The following is a 26850-nucleotide window of genomic DNA, read 5'->3' as shown; positions in this document are numbered from 1 at the left end:
CGGCCAGTCGGTAAGGCTGGCCGATCTGTTCGGAACCATCCCACGAGGCGAACCACACGGCGGGTGTGAAACTAGAGAACGACACACTTCGCTTAACGCGTACATTTACCCCGGCGAATCTACCCGAGACGCTTTACTAATTCTAGGAATGCACATGTTGAGAAAAACTGTATTAATCCGCGCCCTATCGCTCGCTTTCAGCGTCGCTGCCGTCGGCACGATCGCGTTGCCTGCAATGGCCCAGTCGAACGTTGTCGGCTCGATCTTCGGTACCGCCACACCAGGCGCGACCGTGGTGCTGAAGAACCTCGGCACCAACCAGACCCGCACGGTGACTGCAGACCCAGCCGGCAAGTTCAACGCCAGTGGCATGGCCATCGGTGCGTGGCAGGTCACGACCGGCGGCAAGACTGCGACGGTCGAGGTGATTGCAGGCCAGGGCGCCGAAGCAGTGCTCGACGTTCAAGCGGCGGTGCAGTCCGTGCAAATTTCCGGCCGCCGCAGCCGGATTGACGTCTCGAATGCCACCAACGGCGCGGTATTTACCGCCCGCGAACTGTCCAAGCTGCCGATCGCTCGCAACGTCGACGCGATCATCCAGCTGGCACCGAACACCACCAAAGGCGATCCGACGTACGCCGCTGGCGCGTCGTTCGCCGGCGGCGGCGTGTCGGAAAATGCCTATTACATCAACGGTTTCCCTGTCACCAACCCGCTTACCCAGCTCGGCGCGTCGGAACTGCCGTTCGGCGCGATCGCCCAAGCGAGCGTGCTGGTCGGCGGTTTCGGTCCTGAATTCGGCCGTTCCGTCGGCGGCGTGGTCAACATCGTCGGCAAGAGCGGCAGCAACACATGGGAAGCCGGCGGCATGGCGTCGATCAGCCCGAGCAGACTGCGTTCGACGTACAAGGACCGGTATTACAACAATACCGGCGTGAACCCGGCAACCGACGGCACCTTGCGCATCCGCCGCGAAGACAACGAACTGACCCAGGTCACCCGCGGCGCCTACGTCGGCGGTCCGATCATCCAGGACAAGCTGTTCATGTTCGCCGCGATCGAAGAAACCAAGTCCGATTTCGACCGTGTCTTCGGCTCGCGCACCAGCACCACGCTGGCCAAGGACGGCTATCTCAATGAAACCACCAAAATCGACCGTTACTATCTGAAGGTTGATGCCAACATCACCGACAACCACCGCCTCGAATTTACGGCGATCGGCGACACCCCGCGCGTGCAGAGCAATTACCGCAGCTACAACTACGCCACCCGCGCGATCGGCAACACGATCAATTCGTCGGTGTTCGAAAAAGGCAACACCGCTGGCAATCCGAACGGCGCCGAAGTACAGATCTTGCGCTACACCGGCAATCTGACCGACGACCTGACCGTGACGAGCCTGTACGGCAAGAGCCACGTCACCAAGATCTACGAACCGGGCGGATACAACCCGAACCAGTTCGCCGTCAGCGCCGCCCCGAACGATCGCGCCCCTGGCCTTAACTACAACAGCACCCAGACTTTCTCGGGATCGATTCCGCTGACCGGCGCCAAGGACGAGATCAAGTTCTTCCGTGCCGACCTGGAATACAAGCTCGGCAGCCACACCCTGCGTGCCGGCCTCGATGACATCAAGGTCAGTTCGCGCGACGCCGGTAGCGTCGACGCCGGCGGCGGCACCTGGATCTACGCGAAATCGCCGGCGCCGGACCAGACCGTCGACCTGCAGGGCATCTTGCTGCCACGCCTGACCCCGCTCGGCGGCCTGGCTGCGCAGGGCTACTACGTCAACCGCAACATCTTCTCAACCGCATCGAACTCGTTCTCGGCGCAAAATGCGTTCTACCTTGAAGACAAGTGGCAAGTGACCAAGAACCTGCTGGTGTCGTATGGCCTGCGTACCGAGTCGTTCTCGAACTCGAACTCGGCCGGCCAGAAGTTTGTCGAAATCAAGAACCAGATCACCCCGCGCATCAGCGCCGCGTGGGACGTGAATGGCGATTCGTCGCTGAAGGTATTCGGTAGCGCCGGTCGCTATGCGATCCAGATTCCAAACGTGGTGGCACTGCGCGCGGCAAACGGCTCGACCAATACGTCGCAGTATTTCGCCTATACCGGCACCGACGCGAACGGTCTCCCGACCGGCCTGACCCAGCTGACGGTGCCTTTCTCGACCAACAACGAGTACGGCCAGCCAAAGGACCCGAAAGTGGTGGCGTCGCAGTCGATCAAGCCTGCGTACCAGGATGAAGTATCGTTCGGCTTCGAACGCGCTTTCTCGCCAAACATGAATTTCGGCGCCAAGGTCACTCACCGCGCCCTGAAAACGACGCTTGACGATGTCTGCGACGAGCGTCCAGCAGAGCGCTATGCAGCGCGCAACAAGATCAATACGTCGAATTACCACGGTTTTGGTTGCGCCATTTTCAACACCGGCGAACCGGGTGACTTCTACATCGACTACGCGGGCAACGGCACTTACACGCTGGCGCACCTGACGGCGGCAGACCTGGGCTTCGCCAAGGCCGAGCGTACCTACACCGCGCTGGACCTGTTTGCCGAGCATCCGTTCCGTAACGGCTGGTACGGCAAGATCAACTACACGCTCGGTCGCAGCAAGGGCAACACCGAAGGACAGACCCGCTCGGACGGCAACTCGGGCCAGGCCGACGTCGCACAAACGGCAACGTCGGATTACCCAGAATACGATCTCGGCGCCAACGGTTACTTGCCGAACGACCGCCGTCACCAGATCAAGGCATTCGGCTTCTACGAACTGTCGGAGCAGTTCACCGTCGGCGCTAACCTGTTGATCGGTTCCGGCCGTCCAAAGGGTTGCACCGGCAAGAACCCGAAACCGAATCCTGGCAGCCCGAACTACTCGTCGGAGCGGTATTGCGGCGGTACCCCGAACTTCCTGACGAACGTGCTGACCCAGCGCGGTACGACCGGTCGTTTGCCGATCGAGAAAAACCTCGACCTGAACCTGGTGTATCGTCCGGCAGCACTGAAGGACCTCTCCCTGAAGATGGACGTGTTTAACGTGTTCAATACCCAGACCACGTTGCGCACCAACGAGCAACTCAATACCGGCGGCGGTGCGATCTCGTCGCTGTATGGTGCCGAAAGTGCGTCGTCGTCGCCACGCTCAGTCAAATTCACAGCGGAGTTCAACAAGAGGTTCTGATCGTAGACCGATGGCGCCGGCAGCCCAGGGCTGCCGGCGCCAAGGCTACCGCCCGCACCACGCAAGTGGTGCGGGTTTTTTTTGGCGATAGGAAAAGCACCGCGGCAATGCGTGAATCGGTGAATCGGCTTTGAACGCGTCGACGCTCTGACGCTCTGACGGTGCAGCGTGTCATAAAACAATAAAACACGCCGGCCCCGCTGGCGTAGCGGTCACACCGCTTCCTGCTTGCCCCCCTCCGCGGCCGGCAGCTCTCCCGCCGACTGTTCGCCTCGACCGCGCGTTGCGGGTAAAATGGCAACCGGTATCATGGCGCCCGCCAATATGATGGAATCCGGATATATGTTGCGCATCAATGAAATAAAACTCCCGCTCGACCACCCAGGCAGTGCGCTGCGCGACGCGCTGCTCGCCCGCCTCGGCATCGAGGACGCCGAACTTCTCGCGTTTTCGTTGTTCAAGCGCAGCTACGACGCACGCAAGAAAAGCGCCATCGTACTGATTTATTCGATCCATGCCGACGTTGCCGACGAGGCCGGCGTGCTGGCGCGCCTGAAACACGACATGCACGTGATGCCGGCGCCGGACACCGACTACCGTTTTGTGGCCGGCGGCGAGCAACTGCAGGGGCACGACCGCAACCTTCGCCCGGTGGTGGTCGGCACTGGCCCGTGCGGCCTGTTCGCCGCGCTGATCCTGGCGCAGATGGGGCTGCGCCCGATCATCCTCGAGCGCGGCAAGGTGGTGCGTGAACGCACCGTCGACACCTTCGGCTTCTGGCGCAAGCGCGAACTCAATCCGGAATCGAACGTGCAGTTCGGCGAAGGCGGCGCCGGCACCTTTTCGGACGGCAAGCTGTACAGCCAGATCAAGGACCCGAAACACTACGGGCGCAAGGTGCTGACCGAATTCGTCAAGGCCGGCGCACCGGACGAGATCATGTACGTCAGCAAGCCGCATATCGGCACCTTCCGGCTCGTCAAGATGGTCGAGCAGATGCGCGAGAACATCATCGCGCTCGGCGGCGAATACCGTTTCTCCAGCAAGGTCGTCGACGTCGACATCGAACGCGATGCCATCAGCGGCCAATTGCGCGGCGTCGTGCTTGAGGGCGGCGAGCGGATCGCCACGCGCCACCTGGTGCTGGCGATCGGCCACAGCGCGCGCGACACCTTCGAGATGCTCTACGAGCGCGGCGTCTACATCGAGGCCAAGCCGTTCTCGATCGGCTTTCGGGTCGAGCACCCGCAGTCGCTGATCGACAATGCCCGCTTCGGCCCGAACGCCGGCAACAAGATCCTCGGCGCGGCCGACTACAAGCTGGTGCACCACGCGTCGAACGGGCGCTCGGTGTACAGCTTTTGCATGTGCCCGGGCGGCACGGTGGTCGCCGCCGCGTCCGAGCCGGGCCGGGTGGTCACCAACGGCATGAGCCAGTATTCGCGCAACGAGCGCAACGCCAACAGCGCCATCGTGGTCGGCATCACGCCGGAGCTCGACTATCCGGGCCATCCGCTGGCCGGCATCGCCCTGCAGCGCCGCCTCGAGGAAGGCGCCTTCGCGCTGGGCGGCGGCAACTACGACGCGCCGGGCCAACTGATGGGCGACTTTGTCAACGGCCGCGCCTCCAGCGCGCTGGGCGCGGTGCAGCCGTCGTTTACGCCGGCGGTGCGCCTGACCGACCTGGCCGGCGCCCTGCCCGACTACGCCATCGTCGCCATGCGCGAGGCGTTCCCGGCGTTCGACAAGCAGATCCGCGGCTTCTACCGGGCCGACGCGCTGCTGACCGGGGTCGAGACGCGCACGTCGTCGCCGATCCGCATCAAGCGGCGTGACGACGACCTGCAAAGCCTGAACACGCGCGGCCTGTTCCCGGCCGGCGAAGGGGCCGGCTACGCCGGCGGCATCCTGTCGGCGGCGGTCGACGGCATCAAGGTGGCCGAAGCGGTGGCGCTGTCGATGGCGCAAGGCAGTGCGGCGTTGTAGGCAAGCCGGGCGCGCGGCGCGCGCCTAGCCGATTTCGCCGCGACGCGTGTTGTTTTCCAATTGTGTGACACAAAGTTTAAATTTGACATGCAGACACTCCAAATGCTTTCATCACGAACGCCGAACATTTCACACAAATGAAATATTCTGCGAGGATATCTTGATATTTCGCAATCTTGGAGAAATTTGAATGTTGAATGAAACTGTATTATCGCGGTCCATCCGCGTCATGTGCGCCAGCGGCGCCATCGTGGTCGGCCTGGGAATGTCCGGCGCCGTGATGGCCCAGCAGGCCGACGCGCCAATGCAGCGCGTCGAGATCACCGGTTCGGCCATCAAGCGCATCGACGCTGAAACCGCGGTGCCGATCACCGTGATCAAGATGGAAGACCTGAAAAAACAGGGCGTCACCACCATCGAACAGGTCATGAGCAACCTGACCGTGTCGCAATCGTCGCAAGGCACCAGCCAGGTCGTCGGCCTCGGTACCGGCGGCGCATCGTACGCCGACCTGCGCGGCATCGGCGCCAACAAGACGCTGGTGCTGCTGAACGGTCGCCGCCTGGCCAACAACGCATTCGACAGCTCGGCTCCCGACCTGAACATGATCCCGTTCGCCGCGCTCGAGCGCGTCGAAGTGCTGCGTGACGGCGCCTCGGCCCTGTATGGCAGCGACGCCGTCGGCGGCGTGATCAACTTCATCACCAAAAAAGACTTCCGTGGCGGCACCGCTTCGGTCGGCGTCGATTCGCCCCAGCATCCAGGCGGCAAATCGAAGAGCGCCAACGTCGGCTTCGGCTTCGGCGACCTCGACACCGACGGCTACAACGTCTTCGGCGTCATCGATCACCAGGAACAGCAAGCCATCACCGGCACCCAGCGCGACTTCAACCGTCGCTACCCGGGCGGCCTGTCGCCAACGACCAGCCCGGCGAACTACTTCCAGGACGACAAGAGCGGCAACCCGGCAGCACCTGGCTGCACCAGCGCGCCGAACCTGATCCCAAGCTCGGACCGCACCAGCTGCCAGATGACGACGTCGAGTTTTGTCGACTACGTCCCGCGCAGCCAGCGTGATTCGGCACTGGTCAAGGGCACGTTCAAGCTCAACGCCGATCACCAGCTGAGCGTCGAGGCACTGAAGACCCAGAGCACCGTGCGCAGCCAGATCGCCCCGGTACCATACGGCGGCCTGCGCCAGAACCGCACCCGCCTGGACGGTTCGCTGAACCCGTTCTACCCTGGCAACCCAGGCGCGATCACCCCGACCATCCCGCTGAGCCCGACCTTCACCGGCAACACCGGCACCTTGCCGGCCGGCGCCAAGCCAGGCTTCATCAACGTCAAGTGGCGCGACCTGCCAAACGGCCCGCGCGCCGACGAAAACATCAACGACCAGCAGCGCTTCGTCGCCTCGCTGTCCGGTGTGATCGCAGGCTGGGACTACGACGCCGCCCTGACCTACAATGAAAACAAGGTCAAGGAAAACCTGAAGGGTTACAGCGATGGCGGCCTGATCACCGCAGGCGTACTGAACGGCATCATCAACCCGTTCGGCGAGCAGAGCGCAGCCGGCACCGCGCTGATCAACAGCGCGGCACTGGACGGCACCGTGCGTACCGCCAAGGGCAAGACGACCGGCGCCGATGCACACGCCAGCCGTGAACTGGGCGACTGGATGGGCGCAGGCCGCAAGGCAGCGCTGGCAGTTGGCGCGCAGTACTCGAAAGAGCAGTTCCTCAGCGTCGCCGAAAAAGAGTACGCATCGAAGGTTGTCGCCAGTACCGGCATCGATCCCGATTCGCGCGACGCAGGTTCGCGCAAGGTCTACGCCGCGTATGCCGAGCTCAACGTACCACTGCTGAGCACGCTCGACATCACCGCCGCTGTCCGTTACGACAAGTACAGCGACTTCGGCAGCTCGACCAATCCGAAGTTCGGCTTCCGTTTCCAGCCGACCAAGACGGTGCTGCTGCGCGGTTCGTACTCGACCGGTTTCCGTGCGCCGTCACTGTACGAAATCAATGCAGCCCAGACGTACACCAATACGTCGCAGCGCAACGACCCGGTCAACTGCCCAGGCGGCAAAGCCATCCCAGGCAAGCCAACCGCGGCGAACTGCAACCAGCAGTTCCAGGCACTGTTCGGCGGCAACCAGAACCTCGATCCTGAAAAATCGAAGAACGCCACCATCGGCCTGATGATCGAGCCGGTCAAGGACCTGAACATCGGCATCGACCTGTGGGCGATCCAGCTCAAGCACGCTATTGGCAGCCTGAGCGAAGACGACGTGTTCGACAACCCAGGCCTGTACCCAAGCGTGTACCACCGCACCCCGGCCGGCAACCTGGCCACCGACGGTTCGCAGTGCCCGGATCCGACCACTTGCGGCTATGTTGACCTGCGCACCCAGAACCTGGGCGGCACCAACACCAACGGTATCGACCTGAGCCTGGCGTACAAGATGCGCGTCGGCAGCTACGGCAACTTTGCGCTGAACTCGACCAACACCTACGTGCACAAGTACGAGTACCAGAACTCCGAAGGCGGCGCCTGGAACCAGAACGTCGGTATCTTCTCCGGCGCCGGTCCAGTGTTCCGCTGGCAGAACACCACGTCGATCAACTGGTCGAAGGGTTCGCTTTCGGCAGGCCTGACCGGTCGCTACAAGACCGGTTACCTGGATCAGGACGAAGAGACCCGTGTCGCTTCGTACACCACGTTCGACGCGTTCGCTGCCTACGCCATGCCTAAAGGCTTCGGCATCACCGTCGGCGTGCGCAACCTGGCAGACCGCGCTCCACCGCTGTCGTACCAGACCAACACGTTCCAGGCTGGCTACGATCCGCGCTACACCGATCCAATCGGCCGTACCTACTACGTACGCGGCACTTACAACTTCTAAGTTGTAGTGACGTAAAAAAGCCCGGGAGATGGTTTCCCGGGCTTTTTTTCGTCCTGATTTTTTGTGTTTTCGGCGCCGGCTACAGCCAGCCCGATTTCCTGAACCGCCAGTACAGGTAGCCGGCCACGCTGAACATCGACGCCAGCGCCATCGGGTAGCCGTACTTCCACTCCAGCTCCGGCATGAACTTGAAGTTCATGCCCCACAGGCCGGCAAACGCGGTAAACACGGCGAAGATCGCCGCCCATGCCGCCAGCCGCTTGTTGACTTCACTCTCGTCGATCGCCACCATCGACAGGTTCACCTGGATCGCCGTGCTGATGGTGTCGCGGATGGTGTCGACCGTGCCGGCGATGCGGTACAGGTGGTCGTGGACGTCGCGGAAGTACTCCTGGGTGTCGAACGCCAGCGCCGGCACGCGCCCGCCGTACAGGCGGCCGACGCCCTCCATCAGCGGCATCACCGAATGGCGCAGCATCAGCACCTTGCTCTTGAGTTCATACAGGCGCTCGATGTTGGCGCGCTGCGAGCCGCGGATGAAGATGCGGTCCTCGATCTTTTCCAGCTCCGATTCGAGCAGGTCGACCACCGGGAAGTAGCGGTCGACCACGGCATCCATCAGCGCGTACAGCACGAACGCCGAGCCTTGCGCCAGCAGGTGCGGTTCGCGTTCGGCGCGCGCGCGCACGCCGAGAAAGCCCTCGGTTGCGTTGCGGCGCGACGACAGCACGTAGTTCGGCCCGACGAACACGTCGACTTCGCCGATCGTCATTTCGTCGCCCACCAGCTCGACCGTCTGCAGCACGGCGAACAGCGAGTCGCCGTATTCTTCGACCTTGGGACGCTGGTTGCCGCGCGTGGCGTCTTCGACTGCCAGCTCGTGCAGGCAGAATTCATCCTTCATCAGCGCCAGCTCGGCCGGATCGGGGTCGCGCAGCGAGACCCAGACGAAGTAGCCGGGCTTGGCCAGGTACTCGCTGATCTCTTCGACGGGAATGTCGGCCAGCTTTTTGCCTTCCTGGTAGGCGACGCAGTTAATCAACATGACGATCCAATATAGACGGGGCACATGCCGCCGAGGCAGAGCTTACTATATCGGCGCCTTGCGGGCGCGTGCGCGCGCTATTCGTCCTTGGCGCCGTCGATCCCGAGCTCGGCGATCTTGCGCGTGATCGTGTTGCGGCCGATCCCGAGGCGCACGGCGGCGTCGTTCTTGCGTCCGTGCGTGTGCTTGAGCGCCGTCTTGATCAGCGCCGACTCGAACTGCCGTCCCAGCACGTCCATCACGTCCGACTGGCCGGCGTTGAGCATGCCGGCCGCCTGCAGTTCGAGTAGTCCGATCCAGCTGTCGGCGGTGCCGGCGGCGACCGGCGCGCCGGCGCGCGGCCAGGTGTGCGGGTCGGCCGACACCGGCGACGGCGGCGCAGTGCCGGCCGCTTCGGCCACGCCGTCCTGGCTCTGGGTCAGCTCCAGCGGCAGGTCCTTGATGTCGACGGTCTGCCCGGGCGCCATCACGGTGATCCAGTTGCACAGGTTTTCGAGCTGGCGCACATTGCCCGGCAGGTCGAGCCCGGACAGGAAGTGCAGCGCGCCCTCGCTCATGCGCTTGGCCTCGACGCCGAGCTGGCGCGCGCTTTGCACCAGGAAGTGGCGCACCAAAAGCGGGATATCCTCGCGCCTCTCCCGCAAACTGGGCAGGCGCAGCCGGATCACGTTGAGGCGGTGGTACAGGTCTTCGCGAAACAGGCCGTCGCGCACCCGCTGTTCCAGGTTCTGGTGGGTGGCGGTGATGACGCGCACGTTCGCCTTGAGCGGCTGGTGGCCGCCGACGCGGTAGAAGTGGCCGTCCGACAGCACCCGCAGCAGGCGCGTTTGCAGGTCGAACGGCATGTCGCCGATCTCGTCGAGAAACAGCGTGCCGTTTTCGGCCTGCTCGAAGCGCCCGCGCCGGGTGGTCTGGGCGCCGGTAAAGGCGCCGCGTTCGTGGCCGAACAGTTCGGACTCGAGCAGGTCTTTCGGGATCGCCGCGGTGTTGAGCGCGATGAACGGCTGCTGCGCGCGCGGGCTGTGCTTGTGCAGCGCGCGGGCGACGAGTTCCTTGCCGGTGCCCGATTCGCCCGTGATGAGCACCGTCACGTTCGACTGCGACAAGCGCCCGATCGCGCGGAACACCTCCTGCATGGCCGGCGCCTGGCCGAGGATTTCGGGCGTCTCGGCCGGGCCCGACTCGACGCTCGTCTCGCGCAGGCTTTCTTCCAGCGCGCGGCGAATCAGTTCGACCGCCTTGTCGATGTCGAACGGCTTGGCCAGGTACTCGAAGGCGCCGCCCTGGAATGCGGCGACGGCCGAATCGAGGTCGGAAAAGGCGGTGATGATGATGACCGGCAGGCCGGGGTAGCGCTGCTTGACCGCCTGCAGCAGGTCGAGGCCCGATTCGCCCGGCATGCGGATGTCCGACACCAGCACTTGCGGCGTCTCGGTCTCGAGTGCGGCCATGGCGTCGCGTGCATTGGAAAAGCTGCGGGTGGCCAGGTTTTCGCGCGCCAGCGCCTTCTCCAGTACCCAGCGGATGGAGGCATCGTCGTCGACAATCCAGATTGGTTTCATGTATTCGCGTGTCCCGCACTATTGGTGTTCAATCGGTGGGATCCGCCCCCGCCCCGAGCACCCGCTTATGGCAGGGGCAGCAGGATGCGGAAGTCCGTCAATCCAGGCCGGCTCTCGCATTCGATCACGCCCAGGTGCTGCTGCACGAAGGTTTGCGCCAATGTCAGCCCCAGCCCGCTGCCGCCATCCCTGCCGGACACCAGCGGGTAGAAGATACGATCGCGGATCTGTGGCGAGATGCCCGGTCCATTGTCGATGATATGCAAGTCTAATGCCAGCCCGTAGCGAACCTTGGCCAGGGTGACCTGGCGCGCCACCCTGGTGCGAAAAACCAGCTCGGCGTCGCCGGCGGCGATGCGCTCGCGCAGCGCCTGGGCGGCGTTGCGGGCGATGTTGAGCACCGTCTGGATCAACTGCTCCTTGTCGCCCCTGAACTCGGGAATGGAGGCGTCGTAGTCGCGGCGGATCGACAGGCCCGTGGGGAATTCGGCCACCATCAGGCTGCGCACGCGCTCGCATACCTCGTGGATATTGACGTCGCCGACGATGTGCGGGCGCCGGTGCGGCGCCAGCAGGCGGTCGACCAGCGTTTGCAGCCGGTCCGCTTCCTTGATGATGACCTGGGTGTATTCGCGCAGCTGATTGAGGTGCTTGTCCGGCAGCTCCAGTTCGAGCAGCTGGGCGGCGCCGCGGATGCCGCCCAGCGGGTTCTTGATTTCGTGCGCCAGGTTGCGGATCAGTTCCTTGTTGACCTGGCTCTGGTCGAGCATGCGCTCTTCGCGGTCGAGCTTGAGCTGCTGGACGTTTTCGCGCAGCTCGACGATGACGCCGCCGTCGCCGGTGACGCTGACGATGCTGTGCACGTGCAGCGCGTCGCGCCCGCTGCGCTCGAGCGCCAGGTCCTGGCGCAGGTCGGCGTATTCATGCGCCAGCGCCTGCTCGCACAGCTTGGCCAGTTCGTCGCCGTTGACGAACAGCGCCGCGATCTGCATGCGCGCCAGCACGCGCGCGGAAATTTCGAGCAGGTGTTCGGCGGCGGCGTTGGCATAGCGGACCTGACCGTCGGCGCCGACCAGCAGCACGGCCGACGCCAGCAGGTCGAGCCCTGCCAGCGCCGCGTCGGCGGTCGCGCGGGTGGGCGGGCCGGCGGGCCGGTTCATCGGATGTTCGCGATCTCGCGCTTGAGGGCGTCGACGTTCTTTTCGGCGCGGCCGATACTGTCGCGCAGCTGCGCCACGCGGTCGAGGTACTTGGCGTAGTTCTTCTCGTTGCCCTGGCGTTCAGGCTCGCCGTTGTTGAATTCGCGCCGCAGTTCGGCCAGCTTCTTGTCTTCGCTGCGCAGTTCGTCGTTGAGAATCTCGCGGCGGTCGTCGTCGCGCGCCTTCTGCTGATACGTGCTCACGCGCGGAAACTCGGCCGGCGTGGCGGCCGGCGCCGCGGTGCTGCGCGCCGGCGCCGGTGTGGCCCCGCGCCGCGCGGGCGCGGCGATCGGGCCGGTGGCGCCGGTCGACGGCAGGTCGAGCGCCTTGCAGCCCGGCTTGAGGGTGTCGGTGTAGAGCACGCGGCCGGCTTCGTCGACGCACTTGTACATCACCTGGCCGTGCGCGATGCCGCTCGCCGCCAGCGCGGCGGCAGCGACGGCGCCGGCGCGGGCGGCTCTTCCGAAAGACCTCGTTATCATAAACATCAGCATTGGTGCGCGGCGGTGCGCGCGGTTATTGGGTTCAGCCCGAATATACAACATCCGAAAAAAAACGCGGTGAAAGCCGTGGCTTTCCCCGCGTTTTTTACACAGCATTTACACTTTCGATGTCGGCAAGATCACGCCTGCTGACATCCGCATAACGCTAGTGTCGTTGCGCTTACAGCGAGTAGTACATGTCGAATTCGACCGGGTGCGTGGTCATGCGCATGCGCTGCACGTCCTGCATCTTCAGTTCGATGTAGGCGTCGATCATGCTGTCGCTGAACACGCCGCCGCGGGTCAGGAACTCGCGGTCCTTGTCGAGGTTCTCGAGTGCTTCTTCGAGCGATGCGCACACCGTCGGGATCAGCGCGTCTTCTTCCGGCGGCAGGTGGTACAGGTCTTTCGATGCCGCTTCGCCCGGGTGGATCTTGTTGGCGATGCCGTCCAGGCCGGCCATCAGCAGCGCGGCGAAGCACAGGTAGACGTTCGCCAGCGGATCCGGGAAGCGCGTCTCGATACGGCGGCCCTTCGGGTTGGCCACGTGCGGGATGCGGATCGAGGCCGAGCGGTTGCGCGCCGAGTAGGCCAGCTTGACCGGCGCTTCGTAGCCAGGCACCAGGCGCTTGTACGAGTTGGTGCCCGGGTTGGTGATCGCGTTGAGCGCCTTGGCGTGCTTGATGATGCCGCCGATGTAGAACAGCGCGGTGTCCGACAGGCCGGCATAGCCGTCGCCGGCGAACAGGTTTTTGCCGTCCTTCCAGATCGACTGGTGCACGTGCATGCCCGAGCCGTTGTCGCCGACAATCGGCTTCGGCATGAAGGTGGCGGTCTTGCCGTAGCTGTGGGCGACGTTCCAGACGACGTACTTCAGGTTCTGGGTCCAGTCGGCGCGCTCGACCAGGGTCGAGAAGCGGGTGCCGATTTCGTTCTGGCCGGCGCCGGCCACTTCATGGTGGTGCACTTCGACCGGGATGCCCATCGCCTCGAGGATCAGGCACATCTCCGAGCGCATGTCCTGGAACGAGTCGACCGGCGGGACCGGGAAGTAGCCGCCCTTGACGGTCGGACGGTGGCCATGGTTGCCGCCTTCGGTCTTGGCGTCGGTGGCCCACGAGGACTCGTCCGAATCGATCTTGACGAAGCAGCCGGACATGTCGATTTTCCAGCGGACCGAATCGAAGATGAAGAATTCAGGCTCCGGGCCGAAGTAGGCGGTGTCGCCCTGGCCGGACGACTTCAGGTACGCTTCGGCGCGCTTGGCGATCGAACGCGGATCGCGGTCGTAGCCCTTGCCGTCGGATGGCTCGATGACGTCGCACTGCATGAACAGCGTGGTCTCTTCCATGAACGGGTCGATGTTGGCGGTCGACGGATCCGGCATCAGGATCATGTCGGACGCTTCGATGCCCTTCCAGCCGGCAATCGACGAACCGTCGAAGGCGTGACCCGACTCGAACTTGTCGAGATCGAAGTGGGAGATGGGTACGGTGACGTGCTGCTCCTTGCCACGGGTATCGGCAAAGCGGAAATCAACGAATTTGACTTCATTGTCTTTTGCCATCTTCAGCACTTCTGCGGCGGTCTTTGCCATTCAAAATCTCCTAGATAAAAAGGGGGGAGCGCGCGCTCATGGGCGTACGCAAACTCACAGGAATCATAGCAGAAACCATGCCAGCCATTAATTCCAACGCTAAAGTCCAGTTTAGTGCGGGAGGTGCCGGGGATGGTAGGAAAATCGACCGCAACATGCGGCATCGGCTCGTTGACGCACCGTCATGGCGCACCAATACGGTGCATTTCGCCAGGACTGCACCAAAGGGGCGCACTGCGCCCCAAAAGCGAGAGCCACTGCGCGCGCCCTTCAAGCGTGACGATGTGACCCTATAATGGACAATCTACCAACCCAAGGGAAACTGCCATGAGCGCTGCCGACCACATCCTTGCCACTGCCCGCCAGCGCGGCGCCGACCAACCGTATGCCGGCGCGGTGACGCCGCAGGAGGCGTTCGCGCTGCTGCAGTCCGACCCCAACGCCAAGCTGGTCGACGTGCGCACCAACGCCGAGCGTTACTGGGTCGGCCAGGTCGCCATCGCCCCGGGCCAGCACGCCGCCGTCGAATGGAGCAGCTGGCCGAGCGGCGTGGTCAACCCGCAGTTCGTCGAGCAGCTTGGCGAAGCGGCCGGCAAACACGACCTGCTGCTGTTCCTGTGCCGCTCCGGCGTGCGCTCGCGCCATGCGGCCAAGCTGGCCACCGACCACGGCTTTACCAACGCGTTCGACATCCTCGAAGGCTTCGAAGGGGGCAAGGACGGCGAAGGCCACCGCAAGCAGGTCGAAGGCTGGTGCAAGGTCGGCCTGCCGTGGATCGGCGGCTAGCGCGCCGCGGCCGCCGTTTTCAGGGTCAGCAGCACGCGCTGGCGCACGAAGTTGATGTGGCTGCGCAGGCCGTATAAATTATCGGCGAACGCCAGCGGAATCGACATGCGGTTGACGCGCGCCTCGATGTCGTCAAGGCGTTTCAGCAGCTCGTCGCAGACCTGCTCGCGGCCGTCGGCGGCGCCCTCTTCCAGCTCCTGTTCGATCGTGCGCAGCTGGCCGTACCAGCGGTAGATGCGCGACTTGATGCGCCATACGTACAGCGGCGGCACCACTTTCGAAAACGGGATGATCAGCGCGGCCAGCGCGACCACCACCACCCACAGCCGGTCGAACAGGTTGGCGACCCAGAACGGCATGTAGCGCTGCAGCAGCGGCGCTCCGTCCTTGTAGAACTTGGCCGCCTCGCGCGCGACCGGGATCTCGGTGTAGCGCGCCGACGGAAACTGGCCCTGCTGCTGGAACCAGCCGGCGCCGCCGTGGATCTCGGTGGCCGCCTGCACCAGCAATTCGATCAGCGCCGGGTGCAGGTTGGCGCGCGCCACCAGCGTGGCTGTGGGCGCGATCAAGTGGTAGTCCTGCGGCGGCAGGTCGCGCCCCAGGTCGACGATCCCGCGCGGCAGCACCACGTGCGACAGGAACGGCAGGCGCCGCGCGTAGGCTTCGGCCTGGTCGAAGTTGAACAGCCGGATGCCGGGCGTTTGCAGCAGCATCTGCACCAGCAGCGCGTCAGGCCCGGAAGAGAACACCAGCGCGTCGATGCGCCCTTCGAGCAGCTCCACGGTGGCCGGCGTGTTCTCCAGCGCGCCGATGGCCAGGTCGGCCGGCTCGACGCCATTTAACGCCAGCACCTGGCGAAACAGCTTGGGGATGCCGGTGCCTTCGGGACCGAGGTTGATGCGCAGGCCCTTGAGCTGGCCAAGCTGGGTGACGGCGACCGGTTCGCGCATGAACAGCCATACCGGTTCGGTGAACAGGCTGCCGAGCGACACCAGGCCCTTGCGCTGGGCGGCCGCTTCGTCGGTCGAGCCGCTCTGGACGAACGCGGCGTCGACCTTGCCCTCGTTGAGCTGCTGCAGGTTCTGCTGCGAGCCGAGCGAGGGCACCAGTTCGGCCCTGATGCCGTCCTTGGCCAGCGCCGCCGCGTACTTCTTGCCGAATTGTTCGTAGGCGCTGTTTTCCTGGCCGGTGGCCAGGCGCATGTGGCGCGGCGGGGCCGGGTCGACGATGACGTAGGCCAGCGCGCACAGGGCGCCGATCAGCACGATGGTGGGGCCAGCGGTGGCGACCAGGTCGCGAAACGAGAACTGGGAGAACTTGCGGATACGGGACATTACTTGGCGCATGGGTTTCATGGGAGGCTACGATGCCAACAATTGACCCAATATGCAAGCGCCGCGTCAGGGGTCTGACCCCGTTGGGTCAGACCCCTGTGCAGATGCAGGCTCTGATCGGTCAGAACAGCACTTGCGGACGGGGCGCTTCCTTCGGCTTCGCCGGCTTGGGCGGCTTCGCATCCGCGGCGGGCGCCTTGGCCGCCGCTTTCGGCTTGTCGGCAGCCGCATCCCCAGTCTTCGGCGCGACCGGCTTGGCGGCAGCCGCTTTCTCCGCCGCTGGCTTGGCGACGGCAGCCTTCTCCGCAGCAGGTTTGGCGACGACTGGCTTGTCGGCGGCCGGCTTGGCGATCACCGGCATCGCGGCGACTGGCTTCTCGGCCGCAGGCTTGACGACTGCCTGGTTCTCGCCTGCCGGCTTGGCGGCATCCGATTCGACCTTGGCGAGCTTCGCCGCTGCTGCGGCGGCGGCGGCTGCCGCGGCGGCAGCCTTCTGCTTGACCGCCGCTTCCGGATCGATCATCGGCATCAGGGTTGGCGCCAGCACCGTCAGCAGCTGCACCGGCAAGGCGCTGGTGAAGTCGTATTTTTCGGAGTCGGGACCGTGCACGTACGCCGTCATGCTGCCGAAGAAGCGTTCGCCGATATTGAAGACGAAGGTCGCCGAACGGTTGACGAAGCGCGATTCGATCAGGCGCCCGCCGCCGCCGTAGACGTCGAAGCGCTGGTCGCCGGTACCGGTCTTGCCGCCGACTGCGATGATGCTGCCGTCGGCGGCGACGAACGCCGCCTTGACGCGCTTGGCGGTGCCGTCCGATACCACGCCGCGGATCGCTTCCGACACCGCTTGCGCCACTTCCGGCGCGATCACCTGCTCGAACTTGTCGGCCTTGGCATGCTTGACCAGCGTCTCGTACGGCGTGCCCTTGGCAAAGTGCAGCGAGTCGATCCGCTGCACCGGCTTGCGCTGGCCGTTGTTGACGATGATACCCATCATCTCGGCCAGCGCGGCCGGCCGGTCGGCCGAGGCGCCCAGCGTGGTGGCGTACGACGGCACCAGCGAGTCGAACGGGTAGCCCATGCGCTTCCACTGCGCGTGGATCTTGAGGAAGGCTTCGACTTCGATCAGGCCGGCGATGCGCTTGTCCTGCGCATGCTTGCGGTGGGTGTTGAACAGCCACGAATACACGTCCTGGCGCTCCTTGACGCTGGCGTCGGCGACCTGCTTCCAGCCGGCGTCCTTGTTGTTGCGCAGGTAGCCCACCACCCACAGTTCGAGCGGATGGATCGACGAGACGTAGCCGCGATCGGACAGCGACATCGTCGCCGGCGCGTACGTTTCGTACATGCGGGCGATGCGGTCGGCCGGAACCTCGTTGGCCGACGGCAGGTTGTCGTTGATGAAGGCGCCGAATTCGGCCAGCGTGCCTTGCGGCCAGACCGTGCGGTGCACCGCGGCCAGGCGCGTTGGCGTCGGCCGGAAGCTTGCCAGCAGCGCTTTTTGCGCATCGGCCGGCGTCTTGCCCTTGTACTTGTTGTAGAACTTGCCAAGGAACTCGCGCCCCTCGCGGTCGGCGAAGCGGGCCAGATATTCGGCGCGGCGCGGATCGTCCGCGTCGGACAGCAGCGCCGCCGACGAACCTGGCAGCTGGAACATGTAGTAGCGCACCACGTCGCGCATCATGCGCACGAATACCAGGTTGGTCGACTGGCGCAGCGCCTGGCGCACGGTCAGGATGCGCGAGTCGTCGAGCTTGCTGAAGTTGCCGAAAGTGTGAAGGCCGCCGCCGGTGAAGAAGCTTTCGCCGGGATTGCCCGAATACTTGCGCTCAAGCGCCGCTTCCAGCATCGCCGCCAGGGTGCGGTCGCCGCCCGACTTGAGGCCCTGGAAGTATTCGATGCCCCACTGCGACATGCGGTCCTTCGGATCGACCACCACTTTTTTCAGCTCGGCCGGCGACATCGGCGAATAGCGCTTGTACAGCTGGTCGACGATGTCCATGTACGTCACCAGGGTGCGCAGCTTGGCCGTCGACCCGAGATCGAGCTTGGCGCCTTCGTTGATGTCGAGCGGCTGGTCGTAGTTGTCGGTCTGGACGCGCAGGTAGTTGGCGTCGGCGCCGCGCTCGATCAGCGTGAAGCTGTAGACGACGTTGGCCGGGTCGCCGTTGCCGAGCATGCCCTTGCCGGTCAGGCCGGCGGCGGTGGCCGATTCGACGTCGCGCAGGCCGCGCAGGCGCGCCGTGACGGCCGTCTGCGCTTCGGCGTTGAGGGTGCTGGCCACGGCCAGGTCGAGGCGGTCGACGTTGTACAGGCGCGAGTCGCCCAGCAGGCCGGCCAAGTGGGTGCGCACCGCGTTCGACGCCTTGCGGGTGGTGAATGAATTGGCCGCCGGCGGCGCGATGCCGGTGCCGGCGGCAGGATGGAGCTTCTGGCCGGTGGCCAGGTCGCGCAGTTTCGGCGTGATGATGCCGGCCTGGGCCAGCACGCGCAGGTGCACGTTGGTCAGTTCTTCGAGGTCGTCCGAGCCGGCGCCGAGGTAGTGGGCAGGACGGCGCTGGGCGATGAACAGGCTGAGCGCCTCCTTGTAGGCGAGCGCGGCGTCAGGGGTGTCGATGGTGCCGCGCAGCGCACGGTTGAAGTCGTTGAAACTGCGGCCGTACCAGACCCACATGCCGTCGCCGATGCCGTTTACTTCGCCGTAGCCAAGCTTGGCCGACAGCGGCACCGTGTTGATGTAGTCGACCACGATCTGGCGCCGCGCCGCGGTGGTGTCCTCGCCGTCCTGGTAGGCGCGCAGCGACGCCGACACCATCTGGCGCAGCTTGTCCGACAGCGAATTGGTGCGCCCGTCCGGCGAATGGCGGTACTTTTCGATCTGCGTGGCGAGCGTGCTGCCGCCGGCGGAGCGCTTGTCGGCGCCGGTCACCACGTGCAGCGACTTGTCGAAGACGGCCTTGCTGAAGCGGTCCCATTCGACCGCCGGATTGCGTTTCGGGTAGGTCGTGTCGAGCAGCTCACGGTTCTCGATGAACAGCAGGCTCTGGATCAGCGGCAGCGGCGTGGCGTCGAAGCCGCCGTACACGCGCTCGGGAAAGCGGGCGCTAAACAGCGGCTGCTGCTTGTAGTCGAAGATCTCGAGGCCGACGCGGGTCTTTTCGCGGTAGGTGGCGAACAGGCCCATGTCGGCCAGCTCGACCATTTTCGGCGACAGGCGCGCCTGGGCGGCGATGACGTAGTCGTGCGCCTTCAGCTTGGCCAGGTAGTCGGGCAGGTTGGCGTAGCCGAGCCGCTCGTCGTACGGGCTGTCGGACGGGAAGCGGATCGCGTCGCTCGGGCCAGGCTCGACCTTGTAGCTGATTTTCTTGGCCAGGCTGGTAAAGAACTGCGCCTGCATCGACGACGTCTGGCTTTCGCGCACCAGCCACCAGGCAAACAGCGACAGCAGCATCAGCATCAACAGCACCAGCGCCGGCTTGATGCGGCTGCGGCGCTTGGGCGGCTTGCCGTCGGGGGCGCCTTCGGCCGGCGGCTCCGGCGGCGCCTCGGTTACCAGCGACAGGTGCGTTTGCGCCGAGCGCTGTTCGGCCGCCTGCTGGTCCTGCGGGTCCTGCAGTTCGTGCTGCAGCTCCTGCTCGAGCACGGGCGCGGCGGCAGCAGCGGCGGCGCCGCGCGCGCGGCCCAGGTTGATCGATGCGGCGCGTGCACGCAGTGCGCGAACTGCACTGGCAACGCTGTAGTTCCGCCCTGCTTGGCTATTACTTTCCATGATGGCTCAACCGGTATGAATCAATCGTCAGCGCTCCGCGTCCCGACCATCGCCATCCATGCATGGGTCGTTTGCAACGGAGCGAGGCCGTTTCGTGTTTCGCGAATAACAACCAAAATCCCACTGCAGAACCTGGCCATCGCGTGCTTACCATTCCACCACACCAATGCCTCCGCGACGTAGCACTGATCGACAAATTGTCGCCCCGCCGATAGTTTTCGCAAAAAAACAACGGCTCAGTCCGCTAGTAAAAGCACTTCGACAACATCCGCAAATGCCGCCGTGCGTTTGCAATTTGCTATGGGTCAGTGTGCCACGAAATCGGCGGGAGGCTGGGCGCCCGCATCAAGCGCGCGCAGCTCGCGCAAGGCCTGCAGGCAGTAGTACTGGAACCACAGGCCGGTGAAGATGAAGATGAGCAGGTACAGCCAGATCGACAGCATCGCCAGCAACGGAAACAGCACCACCGAAATGAGCGCGCCGCCGATCCAGACGATGCCGGGCAAGGCGCCGAAGGCGCCCGAGACCATGCCGATCGCCAGCAGCGGCCAGCGGTGCTTGCCCATGATGGCACGGCGCTCGTCGGCACTGGCGTGGGCGGCCAGCGCGTCGTAGCTCATCACGCGCGCCGTCAGCCAGCCCCACAGCGCCACCTGCGCGGCCAGCGCCAGCGGCGCAAAAAAATACAGCGGCAACGTCATCAGCCACAGCGGCACGAACAGCAGCACCGAACCGAAGTTGATGGCCAGGCTGCCGAGCGTGCTGCCGCCCTGCTTCATCTCGAGGCCGGCAAACTGGCGCGCGCTGACGTGGCGCCCGATCGCCGGCATCGCCACGATGCCCATCACCAGCAGCGACGTCAAAATCATCAGCGGCAGCAGCAACAGCATCGCCACCAGCGGCACCACCACCGCCTTGAGCACGCCGAGGCCCATCGACGTCAGCCAACCGCCGCTGGCCTTGTAGGCGCCGTATTGTTCGAACAGCGCCTGCACGTAGTCGATCAGCGGCTGCATGCCGAAGTACAGCAGCGTGCCCCACAGCGCCACCGACAGCGCGAACGGCAGCGCCGACAGCAGCAGCATCTTACCGCTCAGCTGCGAGGACAGCGCGCGAGCGTAGGCGTTCAGCACGGCGCGCATCAGGCGCTGCCGCGGCGGCCGAATTCGACCATCCGCTTCAGGCCCAGCCACTGCTGCTGCCAGAAGCCGCGGCCGTAGTCGCGGCCGGGCACCAGGTTGCCGTCGGCATCCTTGCGCTCGAGCTGGTCGCGCACGCCGGTCTCGGCAAATTGCGGATCGAAGCGGGCGGTGCGAAACAGCACATCCCACACCGGCAGCAATACGGCGAAGTTGCAGCCGCGCGTCGGGCTGCGCACCGCTTCGTGGCCGACCCCGATCGCGTGGTGCAGGCGATGAAAGCGCGGCGACACCAGCAAGTGCTCGCCGAGCCGGCCGAAATGGATCCGCACATTGGCGTGCTGCAGGCTTTGCACCGCGCGCGACACCGCCACCAGCAGCACGTACTGGCCGGGCGCGACGCCAACCGCCAGCGCGATGACGGCCATGTAGATGTCGCGCAGCAGGTCGTCGAGCAGGTGGTTGCGGTTGTCGCTCCACAGGTTCATGTCGCGCTGACTGTGGTGCAGGCTGTGCAGGCCCCACCACCAGTCGACCTGGTGCTCGGCGCGGTGGTACCAGTAATCGAAGAAGTCGAGCACGACCAGGTACAGCAGGAAGCTGGCCAGCGGCGGCATCGCCGGCAGCAGCGATTCGAGGTTGAACGGATGCACGCCCTGCAGGCGCATCAGTCCGGAGACGTGGTCCATCAGCGGATCGAGCGTGAAGAAGATGGCGATCGAAAACAGGCCGAGGCGGTGGATCAGCGTGTAGACGAAGTCGTTCAGGCGCGCGCGCGGGTTGCCGAACTTGTGCACCGGCAACAGCGCTTCAAGCGGACGCAGGATCAGGTACAGCGCGGCCAGTTCGACCATGCCGACCAGGAACCACTCGGTGCCTTCGAATGCTTCTTCGGTAAATTCGCCAAAGCCGCTGAAAAACACGGCCGGCTCGACCAGGTGCTGGAACAGCCAGCCGTGCGCGCCGCTAAACAGGTCGACGAGAAACTCGATCATGGCTTCTTCATGCCGGGATGGTCGCGCAAGGTAGCGAAGCACATGCCTTTTTGGCGCAGGCCGGCAATCAGCGGCTCCAGGTTGGCCGGCGCCCACGGATCCTTGCGCGACCAGATGCCCAGGTGCGCCATGAAGATGTCGCCGTCCTTCAGGTTCGCCAGCGCGCGCTGCAGCAGCACGCTGTTGGGGAAGGCCGCGCTGGACGTTTCGTCGCCCGAAAAGCCGGCCGGCGCCCAGCCGAAGTGCGTGTAGCCGCAGGCCTTGCCGGCCGCCAGCGTGCGGTTTGATACCTTGCCGCCGGGCGCGCGCCAGATCGGGTCGAGCGCCTTGCCGGTCAACTGTTCGAAGCGCTGGCCGGCGCGTTTGATCTCGGCGCAGTATTCAGAGGGCGTCACCGACAGCATCTTGCCGGCGCTGGCGCCGAACTGCGGCTTGACGGCGATGGCGCCGCCCGCGTCGTCGTGCTTGAAGTAAACGTGGTCGAACGTGTGGCTGCCGAAAGCGTGGCCTTCGGCGACGCGCGCCTTCCAGTACGGCGCCCAAGACGGATCGAGCGACCAGTCGCCGCGCGTGGTTTTCTCATTGGCGACGAAGAACGTCGCCTTGACGTGGTGCTTGTTCAGCGTGGTGGCGATGTAGTCGGCCTGCGACTGGCTGCCAGTGTCGAACGTGAGGTAAATGGTGCCGCGGCAGGCGTCGGCGGCACCGGCCGGCATGGCGGCCGCCAGCAGCCAGGCGCAGGCGGTCAGCTGCTTGCAGCGCTTCATCACATGCGCGGCGCGGCGTCGGCAAAGAACACGCCGTGCGGCGAGCGGCCCACCGGGATCATCTTGATGACCTTGCGGCTGGCCACGTCGATGACGGCCACTTTTTTGATCCAGCGCAGCGTCACCCACAGCGTCTTGCCGTCCTTCGTCAGCTCCATGCAGTCAGGCCCGCCCGGCACGTTGATGGTGCCGACGTTTTCCAGCGTGACCTGGTCGATGATGTTGATCGTGTTCGACACCCGGTTCGACACGAACGTGTGGCGCTTGTCGCCCAGCGAACGGAAGTTGTGGGTGCCGTCGCCGGCCTTGATGCGCTTGACCGTCTTCTGCGTGCGCCAGTCGATCACTTCGACGTAATCGGCGCCCATGATGCCAACCAGCAGGTACTTGTCGTCCGGCGTCATGGCGATGCCGGCCGGCAGCTTGCCGACCGGGACCGTCCACTTGACGGCGCCGCTGGCCAGGTCCATCGCGCTGACCTGGTCGCTGCCCTGGCGCGTGATGAAGACGGTGTCGCTGGCCTTGTTGAAGGCCATGTGGCTCGGCAGCTTGCCGAGCGGGACGCGGCGCGTCAAGGTCATGCCGGCGGCGTCGTACTTGTAGATGTCGACGCGGTCGAGCCGCAGCGAGGCGCTGACGAACCATTTCTGGTCGGGCGAGAAGCCGATCTGGTACGGATCGAGCACGTCCTTGACGCGGCGCTGCACCTGGCCGCTGACCGGGTCGAGGAAGATCAGTTCGTTGCCGACCGAGCTGGCGACGATGACGGACTTGTTGTCCGGCGTCGACATCAGGTGGTGCGGCTCTTTGCCGACCGGGAAGGTCGACAGCTCGGCATAGGTCTGCGGGTTCAGCAGCTTGACGGTGGCATCGCGCGAATTGAGGACGACGACGACATTCGCGCTGGCGGCGCCGGCGATCGATGCGAGGCAAAGGACGGACAAGACGAGCCGGTGAACACTGCGCAGCATGGAAGTTTTCAGGTGAGGGAGAATATGGATATTCTACGTCGGAAACGCTGTGTCGGTAGGCCTTGCGCGTCAATTCTCCGCAGGCGCCGCAACACCGCTGACGCGGGCGCGAATAGCGCTTTGACACGTCATGGACTACAATCCTCCAACATTCCCTGATCAAGAAAGAAACATCATGCCTACAATTACAACCGATTCCGGACTGCAGTACGAAGACACCATCGTCGGCGACGGCGCCGAGGCGAAAGCCGGCCAGCACGTGACGGTGCACTACACCGGCTGGCTGCGCAACGACGACGGCACTGCCGGCGCCAAGTTCGATTCGAGCAAGGACCGCAACGACCCGTTCGAATTTTCACTCGGCGGCGGCCAGGTCATCAAGGGGTGGGACGAAGGCGTGCAGGGCATGAAGGTCGGCGGCGCGCGCCGCCTGACGATTCCGTCGAGCCTCGGTTATGGCCCGCGCGGCGCCGGCGGCGTCATTCCCGGCAATGCAACGCTGATTTTCGACGTCGAACTGCTGGCAGTTTAAGTTCCTTTTCAGCCCACAGGAGTTTTTCATATGAGCTTGCAAGAGCAGTTTGTCCAGGCACAGGCCGATTCGAAGAATCTGCCCGAGCGTCCCGACAACATGACGATGCTGAAGATCTACGCACTGTACAAGCAGGCCTCGAGCGGCGACGCCACCGGCGAGCGCCCTGGCTTTACCGACATGATCGGCCGCGCCAAGTTCGACGCCTGGGACGGCTTCAAGGGCACGTCGAAGGAAGACGCGATGCAGCAGTACATCGACCTGATCGAAGAGCTCCAGGACGAGTAAGGGGTCAGACCCGATTTTTCTCTCAGGGTCTGACCCCGGTTGAGTTGGCTGTCGCGCACCTCATGGGGTCAGACCGGAAACCCTACGCGAACACCTTGCGCATCTTGTCGGCGACCTTCGCCTCGATGGCCGCCGAAAACGCGCTCATCGGAAACCCCAGCGTGATCGCCATCTCGGCGCGCTGTCCCTGCAAGGTCAGCGCGCCCTCGACGCCGCTGCGCCCGAACCTCAGCACATCGCCATCCCACTTGCATGCCAACTGATAGTCGCTGGCCAGCTTGTCGGCCACCTGTTGCGCCGCCGCGCGCGCCTGTTCCTGGCTCAGGCTGTGCGCCTGAACGATGCTGATCTCCGCCATCCGATGCTTTCTGTCCGTTACTGAGTAGCGCGCATTTTATCGCACCGGCGGCGCTTATTGACGAGCATCAAACAGGACAGGCGCGCATGGCGCGACTATTTTCTTCGGCAAACACCATGCCTTTCGAAGGAGAACTGCAGATGAACCCACGCGACACCCTGGCCGACGACCCGCTGGCCGAGCGCCCCGGCGCGCCCGTGAGCTACGTCCCCACCCCCAGCGCCGCCTACCGCCAGCACCGCAAGGCGGCCCAGCTGCTCGACGAGCCTGGCCAGCCGCGCGGCGACGGCGAGCCGGCGCCGCCGGTGCCGCTGCCGTTCGCCTTCGGTGCGCGCGTGCTGATGTGGAAGCAGGATCCGTCGGTGAGCGAAATCGGCACCCGCAAGGCGTTCCTGCCCGGAATCGTGCTCGACGGCCCGCGCGACGCCCGCATCGTCTCGGGCGACCCCGGCATCGCGCCGGTCAGCCCGAACGCGTTCGGCGACTTCATCACCATGCCCGACACGCCGCAGTTCGACGCCGTCCACACCTTCGCCGTGGTGCGCCAGACGCTGACGATGTACCAGCGCGCGCTGTCGGCCGCCGGCGCCGACATGCCGCTGCCGTGGCAATGGAACAGCAGCGTCGACACCGCGCCGCTGCAGGTCTACCCGTACGGCCTGCCGAACGTGATGAACGCGTTCTACAGCCGCTCGCAATGCTGCCTGAAGTTCGGCGACTTCGTCCCCAGCGGCCAGGACGCGCGGGTATTTACCTGCCGCTCGTTCGACATCGTCTCGCACGAGACGGCGCACGCCGTGCTCGACGGCCTGAAGCCCGACTGGCTCGGCGCCGACAACCCGCCGCAGACGGGCGGCCTGCACGAGGCGTTCGGCGACCTGACGGCGATCTTCCTGGCGCTGTCGCAGCTCGACCAGTGCGAGGCGGTCATCGCCCAGACCAAGGCGCGGCTGCACGACAAGACCTTCCTGGCCGACATCGCCGAGCAGTTCGGCCTGGCGCTGGGCGGCTCCACCGGGCTGCGCAACGCCGACAACGACCTCACCCTGGCCGACGCCGGCACCGAAGTGCACGCGCTGTCGCAGGTGTTTACCGGCGCCATCTACGACATCCTGGCCGACCTGTTCGCGCTCGAACGCGACCCGGCGCTGCGCGACGACGCGCTGGTGTTGCACGAAGTGGGCTGCTACCTGCGCGCGCTGCTGCTGCGCGCGCTGGTGGCCGCGCCCGACGTCGCCGCCACCTATCCGGACGTGGTCAACCAGATGCTGCGCCTGACGGCCGAAGACGGCAAGCCGGTCGCCTACCGCGACAGCATCCGCCACCGCTTCACCTTGCGCCAGGTGCTCGAGGCGCTGGCGCCGCTGCCCGAGCACGAGCGCGATCCGCTCGAATGCCGGCCCGGCGTGCAGGACCCGCCCGGCGCGGTGCAGGACCGGCGCGCCTGCTGCGGCACGATGAACCTGGCCGAATACTACAACATCGAACATGTGCTCGAGGCCGAGTCGCAGGCGCTGGCGCGCTGGTGCGCCGAGCACGGCCGCAACGGCGCGCCCGCGCCTGCCGTCGTGCCGGACGACACGGCATCCGCGCTGCCCCTGTCGGCCAGGCTGCGTTAGTATCATGACCATGAAGATCACGGCAACGGGCGGCGGCGGTCTCAGCGGCCGCGCCGAACACTACGAGCTCGACACCGCCGCGCTCGAGCAGGGGGCGGCGCTCGAAGCGCTGCTGCACGACCTCGATTTCTTCGCGGCCGCGCCGCCGCAGCCGGTCGGCGCCGACATTGGCCGCTGGGCCATCACGGTCGCCGACGGCGCGCGCGAGCACACCGTCCGCTTCGCCGAGGACGGCAGCGCCGGCTCGGCGCCGTGGCAGTCGCTGCTGTCGCAATTGCGCACTCTGGCGTGACAGCCGGCAGCCACCGCCGGGGCTGACCCGATGGGCT

At 65.0% G+C, this 26850-nt stretch carries 20 protein-coding genes; 8 read left to right on the top strand and 12 right to left on the bottom strand.

The window, feature by feature from the left end:
* The first annotated feature begins 154 nt into the window (after positions 1-154).
* The 3 genes from ACP7DD_RS11555 to ACP7DD_RS11545 all read left to right on the top strand — a co-directional run bounded on the left by ACP7DD_RS11555 (position 155) and on the right by ACP7DD_RS11545 (position 8078).
* Positions 155-3187, top strand: coding sequence for a TonB-dependent receptor (locus ACP7DD_RS11555; protein ID WP_426174948.1), 3033 nt, complete (start codon positions 155-157; stop codon positions 3185-3187).
* A 342-nt stretch (positions 3188-3529) separates the two neighbouring features.
* Complete coding sequence (locus tag ACP7DD_RS11550) at positions 3530-5173, top strand: NAD(P)/FAD-dependent oxidoreductase (RefSeq protein ID WP_426174947.1); 1644 nt, start codon at positions 3530-3532, stop codon at positions 5171-5173.
* A gap of 190 nt (positions 5174-5363) precedes the next feature.
* On the top strand, positions 5364-8078 hold the full coding sequence (locus ACP7DD_RS11545; RefSeq protein ID WP_426174946.1) for a TonB-dependent receptor: 2715 nt from the start codon (positions 5364-5366) through the stop codon (positions 8076-8078).
* A gap of 79 nt (positions 8079-8157) precedes the next feature.
* Here ACP7DD_RS11545 and corA read toward each other — a convergent pair whose 3' ends face one another.
* The 5 genes from corA to glnA form a co-directional block, all read right to left on the bottom strand.
* Positions 8158-9123, bottom strand: a complete 966-nt coding sequence (corA, locus tag ACP7DD_RS11540; RefSeq protein ID WP_426174945.1) for a magnesium/cobalt transporter CorA — start codon at positions 9121-9123, stop codon at positions 8158-8160.
* A 77-nt stretch (positions 9124-9200) separates the two neighbouring features.
* The gene (gene ntrC / locus ACP7DD_RS11535; RefSeq protein WP_426174944.1) at positions 9201-10685 is read right to left on the bottom strand and encodes a nitrogen regulation protein NR(I); all 1485 of its coding nucleotides are present in this window, start codon (positions 10683-10685) and stop codon (positions 9201-9203) included.
* Between the two features lie 65 nt (positions 10686-10750).
* Complete coding sequence (gene glnL, locus ACP7DD_RS11530) at positions 10751-11845, bottom strand: nitrogen regulation protein NR(II) (RefSeq protein WP_426174943.1); 1095 nt, start codon at positions 11843-11845, stop codon at positions 10751-10753.
* Positions 11842-12366 (bottom strand): DUF4124 domain-containing protein, encoded by a 525-nt coding sequence (locus ACP7DD_RS11525; RefSeq protein WP_426174942.1) that lies wholly within the window; start codon positions 12364-12366, stop codon positions 11842-11844. Before ACP7DD_RS11525 ends, glnL begins: the two co-directional genes overlap by 4 nt.
* Before the next feature lie 181 nt (positions 12367-12547).
* Positions 12548-13963 carry a type I glutamate--ammonia ligase gene (gene glnA / locus ACP7DD_RS11520; RefSeq protein ID WP_099788005.1) on the bottom strand — a complete coding sequence of 472 codons (1416 nt, stop codon included), beginning with the start codon at positions 13961-13963 and terminating at the stop codon, positions 12548-12550.
* Between the two features lie 327 nt (positions 13964-14290).
* Here glnA and ACP7DD_RS11515 point away from each other — a divergent pair, with 327 nt between their 5' ends.
* Entirely contained in the window at positions 14291-14749 is a 459-nt protein-coding gene (locus ACP7DD_RS11515; RefSeq protein ID WP_426174941.1) for a rhodanese-like domain-containing protein, read from the top strand.
* Here the strand turns inward: ACP7DD_RS11515 and ACP7DD_RS11510 are convergent.
* The 6 genes from ACP7DD_RS11510 to ACP7DD_RS11485 all read right to left on the bottom strand — a co-directional run bounded on the left by ACP7DD_RS11510 (position 14746) and on the right by ACP7DD_RS11485 (position 23724).
* Complete coding sequence (locus tag ACP7DD_RS11510) at positions 14746-16083, bottom strand: TAXI family TRAP transporter solute-binding subunit (protein WP_426174940.1); 1338 nt, start codon at positions 16081-16083, stop codon at positions 14746-14748. The two genes, ACP7DD_RS11515 and ACP7DD_RS11510, sit on opposite strands and share 4 nt — an antisense overlap.
* Positions 16084-16204: 121 nt before the next feature.
* Positions 16205-19852, bottom strand: coding sequence for a transglycosylase domain-containing protein (locus tag ACP7DD_RS11505; protein WP_426174939.1), 3648 nt, complete (start codon positions 19850-19852; stop codon positions 16205-16207).
* 305 nt (positions 19853-20157) lie between these two features.
* Positions 20158-20994, bottom strand: a complete 837-nt coding sequence (locus ACP7DD_RS11500; RefSeq protein ID WP_426174938.1) for an EI24 domain-containing protein — start codon at positions 20992-20994, stop codon at positions 20158-20160.
* Positions 20994-21986: a sterol desaturase family protein gene (locus tag ACP7DD_RS11495; protein ID WP_426174937.1), complete on the bottom strand. Its 993-nt coding sequence runs from the start codon at positions 21984-21986 to the stop codon at positions 20994-20996. The genes ACP7DD_RS11500 and ACP7DD_RS11495 overlap by 1 nt, the downstream gene beginning before the upstream one ends.
* Positions 21983-22753: a polysaccharide deacetylase family protein gene (locus tag ACP7DD_RS11490; protein ID WP_426174936.1), complete on the bottom strand. Its 771-nt coding sequence runs from the start codon at positions 22751-22753 to the stop codon at positions 21983-21985. Before ACP7DD_RS11490 ends, ACP7DD_RS11495 begins: the two co-directional genes overlap by 4 nt.
* Positions 22753-23724 (bottom strand): cytochrome D1 domain-containing protein, encoded by a 972-nt coding sequence (locus ACP7DD_RS11485; protein ID WP_426174935.1) that lies wholly within the window; start codon positions 23722-23724, stop codon positions 22753-22755. Before ACP7DD_RS11485 ends, ACP7DD_RS11490 begins: the two co-directional genes overlap by 1 nt.
* A 175-nt stretch (positions 23725-23899) precedes the next feature.
* Between ACP7DD_RS11485 and ACP7DD_RS11480 the strand changes: the two genes are divergently transcribed.
* Together ACP7DD_RS11480 and ACP7DD_RS11475 are read left to right on the top strand one after the other, a co-directional pair.
* The gene (locus tag ACP7DD_RS11480; RefSeq protein ID WP_426174934.1) at positions 23900-24256 is read left to right on the top strand and encodes an FKBP-type peptidyl-prolyl cis-trans isomerase; all 357 of its coding nucleotides are present in this window, start codon (positions 23900-23902) and stop codon (positions 24254-24256) included.
* A 30-nt stretch (positions 24257-24286) separates the two neighbouring features.
* Positions 24287-24544 carry an acyl-CoA-binding protein gene (locus tag ACP7DD_RS11475; RefSeq protein WP_426174933.1) on the top strand — a complete coding sequence of 86 codons (258 nt, stop codon included), beginning with the start codon at positions 24287-24289 and terminating at the stop codon, positions 24542-24544.
* 82 nt (positions 24545-24626) lie between these two features.
* Here ACP7DD_RS11475 and ACP7DD_RS11470 read toward each other — a convergent pair whose 3' ends face one another.
* On the bottom strand, positions 24627-24902 hold the full coding sequence (locus ACP7DD_RS11470) for a polyhydroxyalkanoic acid system family protein (protein WP_426174932.1): 276 nt from the start codon (positions 24900-24902) through the stop codon (positions 24627-24629).
* A 140-nt stretch (positions 24903-25042) separates the two neighbouring features.
* On the opposite strand from ACP7DD_RS11470, the gene ACP7DD_RS11465 reads away from it, so the two are divergent.
* The gene (locus tag ACP7DD_RS11465; RefSeq protein ID WP_426174931.1) at positions 25043-26521 is read left to right on the top strand and encodes a hypothetical protein; all 1479 of its coding nucleotides are present in this window, start codon (positions 25043-25045) and stop codon (positions 26519-26521) included.
* Between the two features lie 4 nt (positions 26522-26525).
* Positions 26526-26813 carry a protealysin inhibitor emfourin gene (locus ACP7DD_RS11460; protein ID WP_426174930.1) on the top strand — a complete coding sequence of 96 codons (288 nt, stop codon included), beginning with the start codon at positions 26526-26528 and terminating at the stop codon, positions 26811-26813.
* The last annotated feature ends 37 nt before the right edge of the window (positions 26814-26850 follow it).

The sequence above is a fragment of the Massilia sp. TWR1-2-2 genome, from assembly GCF_049897565.1.
In the GTDB taxonomy this organism is placed as follows: Bacteria; Pseudomonadota; Gammaproteobacteria; order Burkholderiales; family Burkholderiaceae_D; genus JAFCUW01.
The sequence above is the reverse complement of the archived record's forward strand: the minus strand, read 5'-3'. Positions and strand labels throughout refer to the sequence as shown.